Annotated in this window: 17 protein-coding genes and 2 tRNA genes; 4 read left to right on the forward strand and 15 right to left on the reverse strand. The window is 44.6% G+C overall.

What is annotated here, in order from left to right; genetic code table 11:
- Positions 1 to 52: 52 nt before the first annotated feature.
- The 8 genes from V1U08_RS08285 to hppD form a co-directional block, all read right to left on the reverse strand.
- Positions 53 to 129, reverse strand: a tRNA-Val gene (locus V1U08_RS08285).
- A 35-nt stretch (positions 130 to 164) separates the two neighbouring features.
- Positions 165 to 241 (reverse strand) — tRNA-Val (locus V1U08_RS08290).
- 179 nt (positions 242 to 420) lie between these two features.
- Positions 421 to 759, reverse strand: a complete 339-nt coding sequence (locus V1U08_RS08295; protein ID WP_020333144.1) for a hypothetical protein — start codon at positions 757 to 759, stop codon at positions 421 to 423.
- 166 nt (positions 760 to 925) lie between these two features.
- Positions 926 to 1,588: a DUF2726 domain-containing protein gene (locus V1U08_RS08300; RefSeq protein WP_330470397.1), complete on the reverse strand. Its 663-nt coding sequence runs from the start codon at positions 1,586 to 1,588 to the stop codon at positions 926 to 928.
- 143 nt (positions 1,589 to 1,731) lie between these two features.
- A complete protein-coding gene (maiA, locus tag V1U08_RS08305; RefSeq protein WP_239947817.1) occupies positions 1,732 to 2,400 on the reverse strand; it encodes a maleylacetoacetate isomerase in 669 nt (222 codons plus the stop codon).
- A gap of 14 nt (positions 2,401 to 2,414) precedes the next feature.
- Entirely contained in the window at positions 2,415 to 3,452 is a 1,038-nt protein-coding gene (locus tag V1U08_RS08310; RefSeq protein WP_239947814.1) for a fumarylacetoacetate hydrolase family protein, read from the reverse strand.
- A gap of 9 nt (positions 3,453 to 3,461) precedes the next feature.
- Positions 3,462 to 4,592 carry a homogentisate 1,2-dioxygenase gene (locus V1U08_RS08315; protein WP_330470398.1) on the reverse strand — a complete coding sequence of 377 codons (1,131 nt, stop codon included), beginning with the start codon at positions 4,590 to 4,592 and terminating at the stop codon, positions 3,462 to 3,464.
- Positions 4,585 to 5,658 carry a 4-hydroxyphenylpyruvate dioxygenase gene (gene hppD / locus V1U08_RS08320; RefSeq protein WP_014231670.1) on the reverse strand — a complete coding sequence of 358 codons (1,074 nt, stop codon included), beginning with the start codon at positions 5,656 to 5,658 and terminating at the stop codon, positions 4,585 to 4,587. The genes V1U08_RS08315 and hppD overlap by 8 nt, the downstream gene beginning before the upstream one ends.
- A gap of 530 nt (positions 5,659 to 6,188) precedes the next feature.
- Here hppD and V1U08_RS08325 point away from each other — a divergent pair.
- Positions 6,189 to 7,295, forward strand: coding sequence for a M20/M25/M40 family metallo-hydrolase (locus V1U08_RS08325; RefSeq protein WP_330470399.1), 1,107 nt, complete (start codon positions 6,189 to 6,191; stop codon positions 7,293 to 7,295).
- Positions 7,296 to 7,476: 181 nt separating this feature from the next.
- A complete protein-coding gene (locus V1U08_RS08330; RefSeq protein WP_330470400.1) occupies positions 7,477 to 7,914 on the forward strand; it encodes a hypothetical protein in 438 nt (145 codons plus the stop codon).
- A gap of 147 nt (positions 7,915 to 8,061) precedes the next feature.
- Here V1U08_RS08330 and V1U08_RS08335 read toward each other — a convergent pair whose 3' ends face one another.
- Positions 8,062 to 9,144, reverse strand: a complete 1,083-nt coding sequence (locus V1U08_RS08335; RefSeq protein WP_014231667.1) for an ABC transporter substrate-binding protein — start codon at positions 9,142 to 9,144, stop codon at positions 8,062 to 8,064.
- Between the two features lie 181 nt (positions 9,145 to 9,325).
- On the opposite strand from V1U08_RS08335, the gene V1U08_RS08340 reads away from it, so the two are divergent.
- Positions 9,326 to 10,378, forward strand: a complete 1,053-nt coding sequence (locus V1U08_RS08340; RefSeq protein WP_020333135.1) for a FecCD family ABC transporter permease — start codon at positions 9,326 to 9,328, stop codon at positions 10,376 to 10,378.
- Entirely contained in the window at positions 10,378 to 11,148 is a 771-nt protein-coding gene (locus V1U08_RS08345; protein WP_231119383.1) for an ABC transporter ATP-binding protein, read from the forward strand. Before V1U08_RS08340 ends, V1U08_RS08345 begins: the two co-directional genes overlap by 1 nt.
- A 114-nt stretch (positions 11,149 to 11,262) precedes the next feature.
- On the opposite strand, the gene V1U08_RS08350 is transcribed toward V1U08_RS08345, so the two are convergent.
- The 6 genes from V1U08_RS08350 to V1U08_RS08375 form a co-directional block, all read right to left on the reverse strand.
- Positions 11,263 to 11,781, reverse strand: coding sequence for a hypothetical protein (locus V1U08_RS08350; RefSeq protein ID WP_231119382.1), 519 nt, complete (start codon positions 11,779 to 11,781; stop codon positions 11,263 to 11,265).
- Between the two features lie 159 nt (positions 11,782 to 11,940).
- Complete coding sequence (locus tag V1U08_RS08355) at positions 11,941 to 12,420, reverse strand: DUF2059 domain-containing protein (RefSeq protein WP_065296745.1); 480 nt, start codon at positions 12,418 to 12,420, stop codon at positions 11,941 to 11,943.
- Positions 12,421 to 12,516: 96 nt separating this feature from the next.
- Positions 12,517 to 13,221: a hypothetical protein gene (locus V1U08_RS08360; protein ID WP_231113046.1), complete on the reverse strand. Its 705-nt coding sequence runs from the start codon at positions 13,219 to 13,221 to the stop codon at positions 12,517 to 12,519.
- Between the two features lie 445 nt (positions 13,222 to 13,666).
- Positions 13,667 to 14,455, reverse strand: coding sequence for an aminoglycoside phosphotransferase family protein (locus V1U08_RS08365; protein WP_065296743.1), 789 nt, complete (start codon positions 14,453 to 14,455; stop codon positions 13,667 to 13,669).
- 83 nt (positions 14,456 to 14,538) lie between these two features.
- Positions 14,539 to 14,796, reverse strand: a complete 258-nt coding sequence (locus tag V1U08_RS08370; RefSeq protein ID WP_014231660.1) for a nicotinamide mononucleotide transporter — start codon at positions 14,794 to 14,796, stop codon at positions 14,539 to 14,541.
- A 37-nt stretch (positions 14,797 to 14,833) separates the two neighbouring features.
- Positions 14,834 to 15,259: an N-acetyltransferase gene (locus tag V1U08_RS08375; RefSeq protein WP_065296742.1), complete on the reverse strand. Its 426-nt coding sequence runs from the start codon at positions 15,257 to 15,259 to the stop codon at positions 14,834 to 14,836.
- Positions 15,260 to 15,319 lie beyond the last annotated feature (60 nt).

Genomic DNA, 15,319 nt, shown 5'->3' on the forward strand with positions numbered 1-15,319 from the left:
GACAAAGCCCGCACGAATGCGGGCTTTGTGTTTGTTCACGAAGAACTAAATTTGGTGGGTCCGGGCGAACTCGAATCGCCGACCCCTACCATGTCAAGGTAGTACTCTAACCAACTGAGCTACGGACCCAAATTTTGTGTTCCTGCTTACCATTCAAATCAGAATGGTGCGTCCGAGTGGACTCGAACCACCGACCCCCGCCATGTCAAGGCGGTACTCTAACCAGCTGAGCTACGGACGCATTTCTCTGGAACGAGTGGGATATTAGCCATAAGCTATCTGGGGTGCAAGCATAAATTCACTAACTTTGAATCGTTTGGCGAAAATGTAAACTCAACACCCGTTTTTAGGCGTATTTATAAGCGAAACATACCTAATACGGGTATAAAAATGTGATCTAGGTAACTTTCGAATTTTTGCTTAATTATCATAAGGTACGTCACTCAGCATCCAGATCTGTAAGGTATAAGAAACATCAGGACAAGCACCGAACAGAATTTGGTATTTAGGCTCAAATGGTTCACCGATATAGGTGGTACGAATCAATTCGCCGGTTTTAAGATCCACTTGAGTGACAACTCGTCCTTTGAAGTTTTGAAAAATGACAAACTGCTCGCTGTGATAAACCATTTGATCTCGATAAAACAAAAAATGGTCTTCTGGTGTATCAGTAAGCCTGCATTCCAACGGCTTTAAATTAGGAAAAGCATTAGCATTTGAAACGAACAGCAGCAGAGCAAAAATCCATCCATATCGCATAGCACTAACCTAGTTTTTGTTTCTCTTTTCAAAGTATAGGACTGATATCCGAATTACTTCTAAATGCTTGGTCCTAAGTTACTAAAAAGGCTTTGACTCAAACAAGTCAAAGCCTCAGCCAAGATAAATTTTACTTATCGTTTTCTAGATCACTAATCGTCTATTCTTACTCGTTTGGAACATCAAACACCACGTTGTAGTTCTCGGTGTAAGTACAGTTTGGTTGACGGCTACACGTGAAAAAGCGTCGACCTTTAAATTCGCCTTGGCTGGCTGTCTTAATTATCATCGGGCTGCTGCACTTTTTACAAAAACGCACCTCTTTATCCGGCTCAATCAAATCGATGTGGGCCGCAAGTAAACGACGTAATCGCCCTACTTGATAGCTGTGTTTTATCGATGTACCAATTAACGGCAAGTTGGCTGTTTTACACACGTGAATCAACAGCTTTTGTCGCGCAGCCTTGCCTTTGTTGAGAGGCTTTCCATCATCCAACTCTAAGATCACTCGCGGTTCTAACGTGCGCGGGTCACAAATTACATAGTCAAAATAGCTTCTGGAAATACGGTTACTCGCTACAAAAAGCTGCCTTTTGTTTTTAATGTCCTTCGGCGCAACCAAGCTGGACATATTAACTTTGCTAAATATTACCGCGTGATCGCCAACAGCCGTTCTTAAGGCGTTGAAAAACGCAGCTTCTTGCCCTCTTAACAAAGCGCCTTTTGAGCGATATGAGTAGTCTCGGGTGTCATCATGCTTGAGCACATACTTTTGAATAATGAAGAAAAAAACAACCAGAAGAACTACGATGATAAAGATGTTGGTCATAGAGAAATCGAGCCGAAAACAACAAGTTGCTCAAGCCTAAATCGAAACGTTGACCAGAGCAACAAAAGGGCTCAATTTTGCAATAATGGTGAGATTCAGGGTAGGAAATGAGCTTAACAGAAGCCTCTATTAAGCTCTAAGATCTAACTGTTGGCATCCGGTTGATGCTCTGGCATTGCATCAATGAAAGCCGGAAGTTGGTAACAGGCTTCAACAATCGAGTTGATTATCGGATAAGCGGCCAAATCAACACCAAAGCGCAACGCATTATACACTTGCGGTACCAAGCAAATATCAACGATAGACGGCGAATCGGTCAGGCTGAACTTACAATCACCATACGTTTTTCTATGGGCTGCAAGTTTCTCCTCCAATGAAGAAAACCCTTTGTTAATCCAGTGATGAATCCAGGCAACTTTACGCTCTGCATCACACGCCAACTCCCCTTCCAAATACTGCAAGACGCGCAAATTATTCAAAGGGTGAATCTCAATGGCAATATCCTGTGCCATGGAAAGCGCTTGATATCGTAAAGGCGAACGCTTTGGAATGACAGCAACATCCGGATAATTTTCATCGAGATACTGAATAATAGCCAGTGACTGGTTTAATCGAAGCTCACCATCCACCAGCACCGGCACCAGCTCAGACGCATTCAGTTTGTGATACTCCTCGCTGTGTTGCTCTCCTCCCTCACGCACCAAGTGCACCGATTTTGATTCATACTGGATCTCTTTAAGATTCAGACAAATGCGCACACGATAAGCCGCGGAGGATCGCCAATATCCATAAAGCGTGATCTGTTCGCTCATTCATTTTCCCTGCATTAATGCTTCAAGTACTGGCTAACTTGTTGATCAATCGAACCGAAGATATTGTTGCCATCTGCATCAAACATCTCAAGTTTGATTGCATCACCAAACGACATAAAGTTCGTCGACGGTTTACCATCGCGTATGGTTTCAATCATGCGCACTTCAGCAATACAAGAGTAACCGACGCCACCTTCTTCAATCGATGTGCCATGTTCAGTACCTTGTTTGTTAGACACGGTACCAGAGCCGATGATCGCTCCAGCGGACAGCGGACGCGTTTTAGTAGCATGGACAATGAGATCCGCGAAGTCGAATGTCATGTCCACCCCCGCATTCGGGCAACCAAATGGCTTGTGGTTGTAGGTCGAAACCAGCGGTAAATGCACTTTGTTTTCGTACCATGCATCACCGAGTTCATCTGGAGTCACCGCGACAGGAGAAAATGCGGATGACGGCTTAGACTGGAAGAAGCCAAACCCTTTCGCCAACTCTGCCGGAATCAACCCGCGTAGCGATACGTCGTTAACCAACATGATGAGCCTGATCGATTCTTGCGCCTCGGCAATACTCGCGCCCATTGGCACATCACCCGTCACTACCGCGACTTCACCTTCGAAATCAATGCCCCACTCGTCACTGGCAAATTCGATGTTGTCGCAAGGGCCGATAAACGCATCTGAGCCACCCTGATACATCAAAGGATCTGTCCAGAAGCTCTCAGGCATTTCTGCTCCACGAGCTTTACGAACTAGCTCCACGTGATTTACGTACGCGCTGCCATCTGCCCACTGATAGGCTCGAGGCAAAGGAGATTCACAATAGTGCGCTTCGAATTCTTCAAATCCAGCGACGGTGCCATTATTCAGTGCGATGTACAATTCTTCTAATTGCGGCGCTACTACTTCCCAGTTGTCCAGCGCGACTTGCATCGTTGGCGCTAAATTTCTTGGATGGAACACTTCTGTCGCTGGTACGCAGCGAGTTAGATCTTTACTCACGACCATCAACAGGCCGTCACGAGTACCATTTTTCTTGGTTGCTAATTTCATCCTTGCCTCTTATTTTTCTTGCCAGCTGTAGACGTATTCTTTGTTTTCTACCTTTTCCAGTTCATCCGAGAACTGAAGCGCGTGGCGCGTATCTATCATCACCGCCACTTCGTCGGTAAACTTCTTCTTGTACTCCTGACCCGCTTTAAATGCTTTCGGGTGAGGTCCGTGCGTAAAGCCAGCTGGGTGGAATGTCACCATGCCCGCTTCAATATTGTCACGGCTAAAGAAGTCACCTGCGTGGTAGAACAAGACTTCGTCATAGTCATCATTATTGTGGTAGAACGGTACTTTAAGCGCGCCAGGATCACTCTCAATCGGACGAGGAACAAAGGTACACACCACAAATCCTGCTCCTACAAATGTAGTATGCGCGGACGGTGGTAAGTGGTAACGGTGCGACATAAGTGGACGAATATCACGCCAGTTCACTTTTACTACCGCTAAGTCACCATGCCAGCCAATCGCGTCTAAAGGATTGAACGGATAAGTAATCACGCTAACTTTATCGTGGCGTTTTACCTGAACTTCTGTGCGGTTTTCAGAATATTGCGCGCGGAATTCGTCGTTGATCGACGGTGTTTCCAGTACGGCAGGATCAAACACAGCGTGATTTCCCACCATGCCCTTTTCTGGCAAGGTATAAGCCGCATCGGTGTTTTCTATCATCAGAATAAACATCGGCTCGCTTGGCTCTAAGCGCCAGCTCGTTGAGCGCGGGATCATGACATAATCCCCTTCGCTCACCTTTAAGTGCCCGTAGTCACAGTAAAGATCGGCAGTCCCCTGGTGGATAAACAGCAGCTCATCGCCGTCCGCATTTCGTACCAGAAAATCCATCTTTTCATCCATACGCCAAACACGGATTTTGCAGTTAGCGTTATGCAGTAAATGCGGCACCGCCCAAGGCGTTATGTGGCTGGCTTTCTCTACGAGATTAAAATCAAACGCTCGTGGGCGAAGCTCCCCTTCCCACTCAGACCAACCTGTTGGTGCGTGTTGATGATGAAAATGTGCCGCAGGGCCAAAGAATCCACTTCGACCTGCTTCACGTTCATAAATTGCCTCTTGCGGGAAATCAGCATGTGCTTGCTTTGAGCACACTCCCTCCCGATGAGGGAATGTGATCCATTTATGCATCGTTCAGTACTCCTCGACGAATTTGGTCTTCTTCAATCGATTCAAATAGCGCTTTGAAGTTACCTTCACCAAAGCCTTCGTTACCTTTACGCTGGATGATCTCGAAGAACACCGGACCAATCACGGTTTGCGTAAAGATTTGCAGCAAGATACCGTCTTTCGTTGGTGCACCATCAATAAGGATTTGCAGCTCACGGAGTTTACTGACGTCTTCTCCATGACCTTCAACACGTTGGTCAACTTTCTCGTAGTAGGTATCTGGTGTTGGCATAAAGTCCATACCACGGTCGCGTAACGTTTGAACGGTTTGATAGATGTCATCCGTTGTCAGAGCGATATGTTGAATGCCTTCGCCATTGTATTCACGGATAAACTCTTCGATTTGCGATTTATCGTCAGAGGACTCATTGATAGGAATTCGGATTTTGCCACAAGGTGCGGTCATCGCACGGCTGACAAGGCCTGTGAGTTTACCTTCAATGTCGAAGTAACGAATTTCTCGGAAGTTACCGATGCGCTCATAAAAACCAGACCACACATCCATGTTGCCCTGTTTAACGTTATGGGTCAGATGATCGATCTCGTAAAGACCCACATCAGATTTCGCCAGACGCGCTTCCGCATCATCGTAAAAACGGAAGTCGACATCATAAATACTCTGCTTACCGTATCGGTCAACAAAATAGAGCAAGCTCTCGCCGATACCATAAATGGCTGGAATGCTGAGTTCCATCGGCCCGATTTCGGTTTTGTATTCTGTTCCGCCGTTTTGTATTGCGTGCTCAAGCGCCGCCGTGGCATCTTTTACTCGGAATGCCATCCCACACACGGACGGACCATGTACCTTCGCAAACGCTTCAGCTTGACTATGAGGCTGCGCATTGACGATAAAACTGATGTCACCCTGACGATATAACCAAGCTTCTTTCGAACGGTGCTTGGCAATCTCTGCGAAGCCTAACGATACAAACAGTGCTTTGAGTTGTTCGATGCCTTTACTGTCTGCAGCCGTGTATTCCACAAACTCAAATCCGTCTGTACCTAATGGGTTGTATGCGTCCACCATGACTTTCTCCTTGCGTCATTAATTTGTTTACAGCGTTTCTAAACTATTTTTCTAACTTGGCGCAGGCGGAAGAAAATTGGAATACATCAACCAAAATCTCTGTTTTCAGGTTTCGAAGGTGTAAATGTAAAATATTTGTTACACGCAATCTCTATGCAATATTTGCCCGTAAATCTCACAATATTAAACTTTATTTTCAATTACTTATTATATTTTAATTGAATTACAACCACACAGATCAATGTAAACAGATTGTTACCGTGGTGATATTTATTGGCAGTGTGGTGATGTTTTAAACAAATCATTCACTTACATTAAAGCAGCGCCTTCAGCTTGCATGACCTTTCTCTTATAGCCTGACAATGCGATCAGTTTCTCAGCATATCTGGTTATAATTGTGTCAGCCTCCCCACTTTATTGATTCATCTCAGTATCCCTCACTCTCCAGTATGTAATAACAACGACTCTGTTTAGAGGACGTGTTCTAACTCCCCCGTTTACGCCCTCGCCCTACAAGATGAGACCTCCAAATGACACAAATTAATCAAGAACGTCTAGTTGACCACTTCTGCCAACTGGTTCGCATTGACAGCGAATCGATGAATGAAAAGCAAATTGCAGAAACGCTGGCTGAACAATTGGGCGAGTTAGGCTTTACCGTTCAAAAGCTTCCTGTTCCAGAACATATTTCAAATGGCTTCAACGTATATGCGCGTTTGGAAGGCAAGAAAGAAGGCTCTATCCTGATGAGTTGCCACATGGATACAGTCACGCCAGGTATCGGTATTGAACCGATCATTGAAGACGGTATTATTCGCTCGAAAGGCAATACAATCCTTGGTGGTGACGACAAATCCGGTATCGCCGCAATTATGGAAGCTGTACGTTGCATTCAAGCGGAAAATCTAGCGCACAAAACGTTAGAACTTGCTTTCACTGTGCATGAAGAAGGCGGCCTGTTTGGCTCTGAATACTTCGACATGACCCATGTAACGTCAACAGAAGCAATCGTACTTGATACAGGTGGCCCAATTGGAACGATCGTGACAGCAGCTCCGGGCCAGCAAAAGATCGTTGCGACGATCAAAGGCCGCCCGGCGCACGCAGGTCTAGCGCCAGAAGAAGGCATCAGCGCCATCATGGTCGCGGCAGATGCAATTAACCAGATGAAACTCCTTCGTATCGACGAAGAAACGACGGCTAACATCGGTATGGTAAACGGTGGTCAGGCGACCAACATTGTTATGCCTGAGCTAAAAATTGTGGCCGAAGCGCGCTCGCTGAATGGAGATAAACTGGGCGCACAAGTCAACCACATGATCTCGACCTTTGAGTCTGTTGCAGAAAAACACGGTGCAGAAGTCGAAATCGAATCTAAACGTGCATACGATGCGTTTGTTATTGAAGAAGACAATGCACACGTTGCTGATATCAAAGCAGCATTCGCGGATATGGGCATCGAAGCGTTTACCAAAGGCACGGGTGGCGGTAGCGATGCGAACAACTTCAACAAGAAAGGCCTGACAACCGTAAACCTTTCTACTGGGATGGCAAAAGTGCATACCACGGAAGAGTACATCGCCGTTGACGATATGGTGAAAATCACTCAGTTCATCAAGCACTACCTAGTGAAATAATCGAAAACAGAGATATCGCCTCTTACTCGCGATACTGGTTGGATACAAAGGCTCTCGCTTTCGTCGAGAGCCTTTTTTATTCTGCATCCAAAACACTCACATCGCTCAAAGCGGCGTTTTATGGACGAATACCATCGCCCCACGCTAAAATGCGCTACTTTTGATAACTTCGTAAAACTCTATGACCGACGCTGATATCGAGCTTCAACACATTTGGCTGGAAGTTCAGACAGAACGCTGGCACAACATCCCTCGTTTCCTGTTTAGTTTTTACTGCTACAAACACAACCTCGTTAGCAAAACGAATAAGCCGTGTTGGGAAACCGCGCGTAATGAATTACCTGCATCAAGCTCAGTTCAAACTCGAAAAAACAGTGTGATTGACCCGCTGGTTCCTGAAGACGCAGTCGTTGGTTTGCTTAAAACACTATACAAAGATGGAGAAATGTCCTTCGACGCTATGGCGAAAACATTAGACACGTTTTTGCACTATGTGGTGGTGAGTAAACAAGAGCACGCAAAGCTCAAGCCAAATATGCCGGCGAGCTGGTATCAGGGGCATGAAAAGCCGTTAATGGCTCGTTTTGACCTGGCAGGTATTTCAATCAAGAGCCGCTAAGTTTTAAAAAATAAGCTAACTCAAAAACTTAATCGCCTAGCCACTGTTAGTCAATGAATAGCGCGTAGTCAATGAATAGCGCGAAGTAAAAAGCCGAAGTGAATCAAGAGTGACTCATTTCGGCTTATTAAATATTAAGGCTTTAGATTAAAGCTCGGTCATAAAAGTGCCAGCTGGTTTGATCGGCAGGTACTTCTCATAAAAGTTGTCGTAAGCCGCTTCAGGGTTTAAGTCACTAAACACATCTGGGTACATGATTTTGGCATAAAACTGGATCAACGCGCCGTCGATGATCGTGCGGCAAGCACCGTGGTAAGCTGCATACATACGGTTGCTTTTCACCGCAGAAATTGAAGACCAACCAATACGATTTTTAAAGCCCGCTAATCGCTCTTTTGCCAATGCTTCGTCAACACCTTCGCCCATGATCATCGAATCATCCGCACTGCCAGACTCGTAGCCAGTCATTACGATAACGTCAGGGTTTGCTGCAATGATCTGTTCTGGGTTCAGCTTGCCCCACCATTCAACAAACGGTGCAGAAATGTTGTCGCCACCCGCCATTGTCGCAATAGCGCCCCACATGTTTTTACCGAATGTATAGCCAACCTCATTAACACCAGATGCGCCGTATTCGGTGTAAACTTTCGGTTTATCCAGATTGGCTTTGGCTAAACGATCGCTGATCATCTCGACGTTCTGTTTGTATTCATTCGCGATGGTCTCTGCACGCTCTTGCTGGCCGGTGATTTCACCAATCAGCTTAGTCGTCTGAACATGACGCTCTACCGTTTGAGCGTTGTAGTCCACCACGATAACGGCAATACCTGCGCTCTTCATGCGCTCAACGTCTGACTCCAGTGCTTTGAACTGCCAATCCGCAAGCATTACCACATCCGGGCTCAGGCTTATTACCTTCTCAACGGAAAACGCATTGGTATCGACACGGCCAATCTCAGGGATATTATCCAGTGATGGTCGATGCGCCACATACGCCTGCCAACTTGCTGAACGTGCCTGCCAAATGTACTTTGACATGCCTACAACGTTGTCATACGCCGCTTCGGTACCGATCGCCATGTAATCTTCTGGGTAGAATCCGACTACCACTCTTTTCGCCGGCGAATCAAACGTAACCTCACGCCCTAGCACATCTGTAACGGTAGTTTGTTCGGCAAAAGACAACGTGCTAACGCAGACAGCAGCAAGCGCGAATAAGTGTTTCAACATCAAGAAGGTTCCTTTTTATTCCATGAGTCAGGCAGAGACACTTCCACCCTCGTGGCGTATATTAATTCTTTTGTTAACGATAATGCAACTAACTATCATTAGTGCTAATATCGCCACCTTCTCACGAGCTCTGTAGGCCCCTCTACTGGTCGTAAAATAAATAACAATTAGGTAGTAAGTCGTGCAATCTGCAGTTTTAGAACAACTCATTCAACAACAACGTAAGAGTGAAAAACGTCGAATCTTGGTGATCGGAGCTTTTGGCTTACTCATCCTGACGACCTTCATCCTTGATATCATGACAGGCCCCTCTTTACTGGATGCAACCAAAGTACTCCACTCTCTGTTTGAGTTCATTGGCTTGCCCTATCAGGTTGCACCATCTACCCAGATCATTGTGACTGAGTTGCGACTTCCAATCGCGATAATGGCGATTGTTGTTGGCGGCGCGCTTGGTATGGGCGGCGCAGAGATGCAAACCTTACTCAATAATACAATGGCAAGTCCGTACACCTTGGGTATGGCTGCGGCGGCGGGTTTTGGCGCTGCGATTACTCTATATATGGGGTCCTTCGGCTTAAGCAGCTATTACGCGGTGCCGATGGGCGCATTCTTATGCTGTATGCTTTCGGCGTGTTTTCTTTTCTCGTTAGCCTCAGCACGTCATATCAGCTCGGGACAACTCATTCTGGCGGGTATTGCCCTACTGTTCTTATTCCAGTCACTCTTATCTCTGGTGCAGTTTGTCTCCTCTCCAGAGCTTAGCCAGCAGATCCTGTTTTGGCTGTTTGGTAGCTTAACGAAAGCAACCTGGAATACAGTCGCGATTACCTCTGCAGTTGTCTTCGTCGGCGGGATATTATTACTTAAAGATGCATGGAAGCTTACCGCCCTACGACTGGGTGAAGAGCGTGCGAAAAGCGTCGGCGTGAACATCACTCGCTTACGCATGAAAACACTGTTTATCGTTGCTGTCATCACGGCTACTGTCACCAGTTTCGTCGGGATCATCGGATTTGTAGGCATCGTCGCGCCAAACATGGCCAAATCTATGGTGGGAGAAGATCAGCGCTTCTTCTTGCCGCTCTCCTTCTTGATTGGTGCGTTCTTACTTTCTGGCGCTTCAGTACTGTCAAAAATCATCGTTCCAGGTGCACTATTCCCGATCGGTATCGTTACGGCGATCATCGGCGTACCTTTCTTTTTCTGGTTGATTTTGGCGAAGCGAGGTTAATGATGCTGGTAGCAAATAATGTAAATATTCAGATTGAGTCACTTACCCTTGCCAAGAACTTCAATTTCACATTGGAACCGGGTCAGGTAACCGCCGTTCTTGGTCCAAATGGCGCGGGTAAAAGTACGCTACTCAAAGCCATTTTTGGTGATGTGAATCTGGCCAGTGGTTCCATTTCTCATTACGGTGACGAGCTAGATAGCAAGTCTCTCTCCTCATGGCGTGCCAAGTTTGGTTACATGCCACAGGACATCGGCTTACAGGTTAGTTTGACCGTTCTTGAGGTTGTACTGATGGGACGTTTAGACAGTTTAAGCCTGCGCATCGATGACAAATTACTTGGTGAAGGCTTACAAATACTAAACAGTATTGGTATGGCGCATTTAGCGAACCGGAACGTAAGCTCTTTAAGTGGTGGTCAGCGTCAAATGATCTTGTTCGCGCAAGCCATCATGCGTAACCCACAAATTATGCTGCTTGATGAACCCGTAAGCGCGCTTGATCTTCATCACCAGCATGTATTGCTTGATCATCTCATGACTCAAACCCGAGCCGAGAATTACGTGAGCATCATGGTATTGCATGATCTCAACCTCGCCGCGCAGTACGCCGATAATCTATTGGTAATAAAACAGGGGGAATTGGTTAGCGTAGGCTCGCCAAAAGACGTCTTAACCACAGAGTTAGTGAAAGACATCTATCAAGTGGAAGCGAATGTTCATCATGACAACGACGGCGTACCATTCGTCAGAACGATGAAGGCCAGTTAGGTGCAACTTGGTAAATTGGCGTAGATGAAATATTGCTAGATATCGCAATAGCTGCCGATATCTAGCAATAAATTATCACTTGAGAACACATCCAGTTTGGTTGCTATTTCGCGTTTAATACGAAATTTGAATGGATATCCCTAGCCAAGACGCCCCCTCTCTCTTATCGTTTGAAGATTGCCAATTTTCAATGAAAGCCCACTTGGAGTTCGTCACGCCATCGACGCCTGAGTCGAACCACTCGCCTTGGGCACTATTGAGAATGTAATGCAAGGAATCCTCCACCGAAATGACGGATATAAGCATCGTTTTATTTGGGGTAGATTCCTCCATATCCAGAATGCTCACCGGAACCTGTAAATTTTCCATCAGCTGGAATTCGACAGGAAACACCTTACGCAAGTATCGGTTTGTTTCATCGTCACGAATGACAACTTTACACTGCAAGCCAAATTGACCAAGAACATAAAGCATTGCGCCTAGGGAGTTGTACCCCGAGTGTTTTATATAATCTGGATTCTCTCCGGGTGTAATGATCCCGGTGACTTTGTAGAGCTCTAGTGCAAGGCTGGTTAAGTCGTATGAATCGTTTATTTCTATTGAAGACCCTGTGAATGCAACTTCTTCTGGCACATATCTTCGTAATTCAATAGACGATGTAAAAGGCAATCTCCCCAAAGCTGCTAAACATGCAACTACACAATAAGGACCACAATACAAACTACCATCTGGCTGCCTTAATTTAGGAAAAATACTCATTTGATCCTCATTGTTGTTTTAAACACATAGCGTCTACTGTATTTGGTGCTTTTCTAAGAAAGGAGTCAGTTTCTCAATAAGTTTGGGTTGAGCACGCTCAGCTTCTTGCATGCCTAGTTGAGCGCCTGCTTGCATTAATGCCGGCGATTTTTCTACAAGTTTTTGTCCTACAGGTGTCGCGTAAAACTCAATCATTAATTCGATTTCTTGTTGGCTGAAAGCTTGAGAATAAAGTGCACCCATCTCAACGATGATGTTTTGGCGATTGATATCATTGATGAACCAATCTCTATAAATGTTAACGAGTTCCTCTTTTTCAGTTGCATTCAACTGAAGGTTATTCGCTAATTGTTCGATGACTGGTGTCATTGCTTCAAAGCCACCGGAAAGCTGCTTCTCAACTTTCATCACCTCTAGTAAGCGATCGACGACTTCTTGTTTATCAGCTGCCATACCACTAATTGGGCTAGCCACAAGTAAAGCTAACACCATAAACTTGCGTAAATTTTTCATTTTAACTCTCTAGTTTTTTAACATTCTGTTGAGGGAGAAGAAAAGGCAGATAAAGTGCCATCTGTTGCGAATCTGCTTTAAACACTGTTAGCTATTTTATTCACCCATAAGACCGATGGCATACTCACGAAGAACTCTGGCATTGTCTGCATAAGCCGCATTGCCACAAACAATGTTTTCATAACTAATCTCTGGTGATGAATAGAATGGATGCGTTTCATCCGCATAAGCCATGATGGTACCTTTGCCACCACAAATATAACCATATGAATACTTTGTAATTTTACTCGATAAGCTTAAGGGGAGTCGTTTTGAAAGATCAAATGGCATTCCACCAGTTTGGTTCGATAGCGTTTCCATATCATGGCTTGCCCACGCCAAATGACCTAACTCATGTTCTAACACATGATCTTTACATGTAAGTCCAATTGTAAAAAACTGAGGATACACTGATGGACGAGTTTCACCACACCAATCGGTTGTAAATTGCGAGATGTTTTTTTTGAAAACCAGACCATAAAAACCCGTTTTACTGCCATTGACCCGCTCAACTTCTTTAGAGTAGTAATACGCTAAAAAATCGTGCACTACGCTAAATTCTTCCGCTTCTTCCCCAAGAATTTTGGGAGCATAGATAATTTTGTCCAACGTCCGCTTTATAGGAATACATGAGTTTTTCAAAGCGCTATTCGAAAACGTTATCCATCGTTGAATGTGATCTTCGATGACAAATGACTCGTAATCTTTTTGAACTGAATCTGAGATAAAGAATGTAATTGGTGTTTCTAGAGTACGTGACATTTGACATTCTGGTAGGTCAAGAGTACTACTCAGAGAGTCCCAACATAATCCGAAAATGAGTAACACTGAAGCTAGTATTTGTTTCATCTCACTACGACTCCTTTCTGACTAACAACCCACATTTTTCAGACGTCACCAAGCGTCTTTTTCTGTCCACTATGATGTCGTCTTTTTTTGAGCACTTCAAAGGATAATCAGTAAGTTAGCGATCGACACTATGAATTTAGCGATACAATATTGCATTATTCTGGACTTTCGATGTGACGCAGCCATTTGAGGAACTTTTGTTACGGGAAAGGCACACATTCCGCTTATGAGGGAAGCTACCACTATAAACTTGCGTCAATTTTTCATTTTAACTCTCTAGTTTTTTTAACATTCTGTTGAGGGATGAGCAGCGCAAAGCAAAAAGGCCACGCGTTGCGAATCAATTTTATGCGCTTTGCTATAGGCATTCGTCACACATCAATACGTCTGCAATGTGGTGTGAATTATTTTGCAAATATTCGATATCAGCTAAATACGCCAAGTGATGGCCATCTTGAATATTTGTCATAAAAGCTTCATTTCCTTTACTCGCTTCATTATGAATATGCTCAACCAACGCTTGGATTCGGTGACACATATCAGTGACAAGAGAAATTCGTTCCGCTTTACTCAAACCATAAGCATCACAAAACTGCTTTGCCCTAATCGACTGCGAATGTAGATCCCCCATTGCATCATATTTATCTGTTTTGAATGGAGCCCAACAATAAAGTGCGTAAGCAATATCCCAATTCCTTGGAGCCGGGTGAGCAGTGTCAAAGTCAATTACCCCTACGACTTTGGAACCAACCAAAGCAACATTATATGGCGCATAGTCACCATGGCAGATAACCTCCATCGGTTCTCTACATGGGAGCATCCAAGTTAAATTTTCCGCTGAATTTTCTGATATAAATGAGCGAGATGCATCATGATACTGACGTAATAGCTGGCCAGCTGAAACGAGAGCTTCTACAGTTGCGATATTTCCTTTGAGAGGATAGTTGAAAACCTCACCCTCAACATATGACAGAATTTCATTGCCATTGTTGTCAAAGCCGAAAGGTTTTGGGGCAGAAGTAAAACCTTCATTTGCGATATGTAATAGCAACTTTTGAACGGTTTCAGACCATTTACCACTTGGGCGAGACACCTTGTCCCCTAAGCGATAAATTGCATTTTCTCGTCCGCCATGCAGTTGTTCCATTTAATTCCTTATATGTATTTTACTTGTAGCCAAACGCCTCGTAAGTACATCATCATGTGCGTACTTTTTTGGTTTGCGAGTTACTAGTCAACCACGCCAACTTTCGATTCTTGCTCGGGTTTTGACCACTTGATAATTGCTCTTAGGTTCATTGAGAAAAAGATGATATTTGCAATAATCATGGCAACACTGCCTGTAAGGTAGCCAACCGCGACCCAACTCGTATTTCCGCACATCATTAGAATGAAGCCGATTTTGTTCTTATTCCCGATCTGCCAAATTGCGAGAAATGTAAGCACCATAGCAATCCAGTCAATCCCATAGTACTGAAAGTATTCCATTTTTCCTCCTGGTCTATAATGCCGTTTTAAGTAGTTTTCAGGATCCCAAACACATTGTGAGTTCTGGGTGTCCAGTATGCTCATCTAGTTGTTCGCTGACCACTTTGAACCCCTGAGACAAATAAAACTGACAACTAGCTTGGTTTTCCTTGTATACGGACAGACTTAATACCGTTCTCTGCGCTTTAGCATGGCTCAACAACTGCTTACCAATGCCTTCACCTTGACGTTCGGAAGCAACAAATATCGCAGCCAATTTATTTTCATACAACGCATAAAAACCAATTACTTTAGACTCAACTTCATAAACGTAGGTCTCTGAGGATGGGATATAGATATTACGCATGTTATCGAGTTGAGATTCCCAGAACTCTGCTGAAACGAAATTATGGGCTTGCACTGAAGCGTTAAGCCAAATTTCAAGAACTGAATCTAAGTCATTTTTGTTGTACTTTCGTATCATTTTTAAACTCTAGACAATCAAATTTACTGGACAACTTCACGCCCTATTAATGGGTGAACA

Source organism: Vibrio sp. YYF0003 (assembly GCF_036350715.1).
Taxonomy (GTDB): domain Bacteria; phylum Pseudomonadota; class Gammaproteobacteria; order Enterobacterales; family Vibrionaceae; genus Vibrio; species Vibrio natriegens.

What these genes read in the sequence shown, in the direction of transcription:
- V1U08_RS08295 (WP_020333144.1), bottom strand. Translation starts at nt 759, where the DNA reads ATGCGATATGGATGGATTTTTGCTCTGCTGCTGTTCGTTTCAAATGCT.
- V1U08_RS08300 (WP_330470397.1), bottom strand. Translation starts at nt 1,588, where the DNA reads ATGACCAACATCTTTATCATCGTAGTTCTTCTGGTTGTTTTTTTCTTC.
- maiA (WP_239947817.1), bottom strand. Translation starts at nt 2,400, where the DNA reads ATGAGCGAACAGATCACGCTTTATGGATATTGGCGATCCTCCGCGGCT.
- V1U08_RS08310 (WP_239947814.1), bottom strand. Translation starts at nt 3,452, where the DNA reads ATGAAATTAGCAACCAAGAAAAATGGTACTCGTGACGGCCTGTTGATG.
- V1U08_RS08315 (WP_330470398.1), bottom strand. Translation starts at nt 4,592, where the DNA reads ATGCATAAATGGATCACATTCCCTCATCGGGAGGGAGTGTGCTCAAAG.
- hppD (WP_014231670.1), bottom strand. Translation starts at nt 5,658, where the DNA reads ATGGTGGACGCATACAACCCATTAGGTACAGACGGATTTGAGTTTGTG.
- V1U08_RS08325 (WP_330470399.1), top strand. Translation starts at nt 6,189, where the DNA reads ATGACACAAATTAATCAAGAACGTCTAGTTGACCACTTCTGCCAACTG.
- V1U08_RS08330 (WP_330470400.1), top strand. Translation starts at nt 7,477, where the DNA reads ATGACCGACGCTGATATCGAGCTTCAACACATTTGGCTGGAAGTTCAG.
- V1U08_RS08335 (WP_014231667.1), bottom strand. Translation starts at nt 9,144, where the DNA reads ATGTTGAAACACTTATTCGCGCTTGCTGCTGTCTGCGTTAGCACGTTG.
- V1U08_RS08345 (WP_231119383.1), top strand. Translation starts at nt 10,378, where the DNA reads ATGATGCTGGTAGCAAATAATGTAAATATTCAGATTGAGTCACTTACC.
- V1U08_RS08355 (WP_065296745.1), bottom strand. Translation starts at nt 12,420, where the DNA reads ATGAAAAATTTACGCAAGTTTATGGTGTTAGCTTTACTTGTGGCTAGC.
- V1U08_RS08360 (WP_231113046.1), bottom strand. Translation starts at nt 13,221, where the DNA reads ATGTCACGTACTCTAGAAACACCAATTACATTCTTTATCTCAGATTCA.
- V1U08_RS08365 (WP_065296743.1), bottom strand. Translation starts at nt 14,455, where the DNA reads ATGGAACAACTGCATGGCGGACGAGAAAATGCAATTTATCGCTTAGGG.
- V1U08_RS08370 (WP_014231660.1), bottom strand. Translation starts at nt 14,796, where the DNA reads ATGGAATACTTTCAGTACTATGGGATTGACTGGATTGCTATGGTGCTT.
- V1U08_RS08375 (WP_065296742.1), bottom strand. Translation starts at nt 15,259, where the DNA reads ATGATACGAAAGTACAACAAAAATGACTTAGATTCAGTTCTTGAAATT.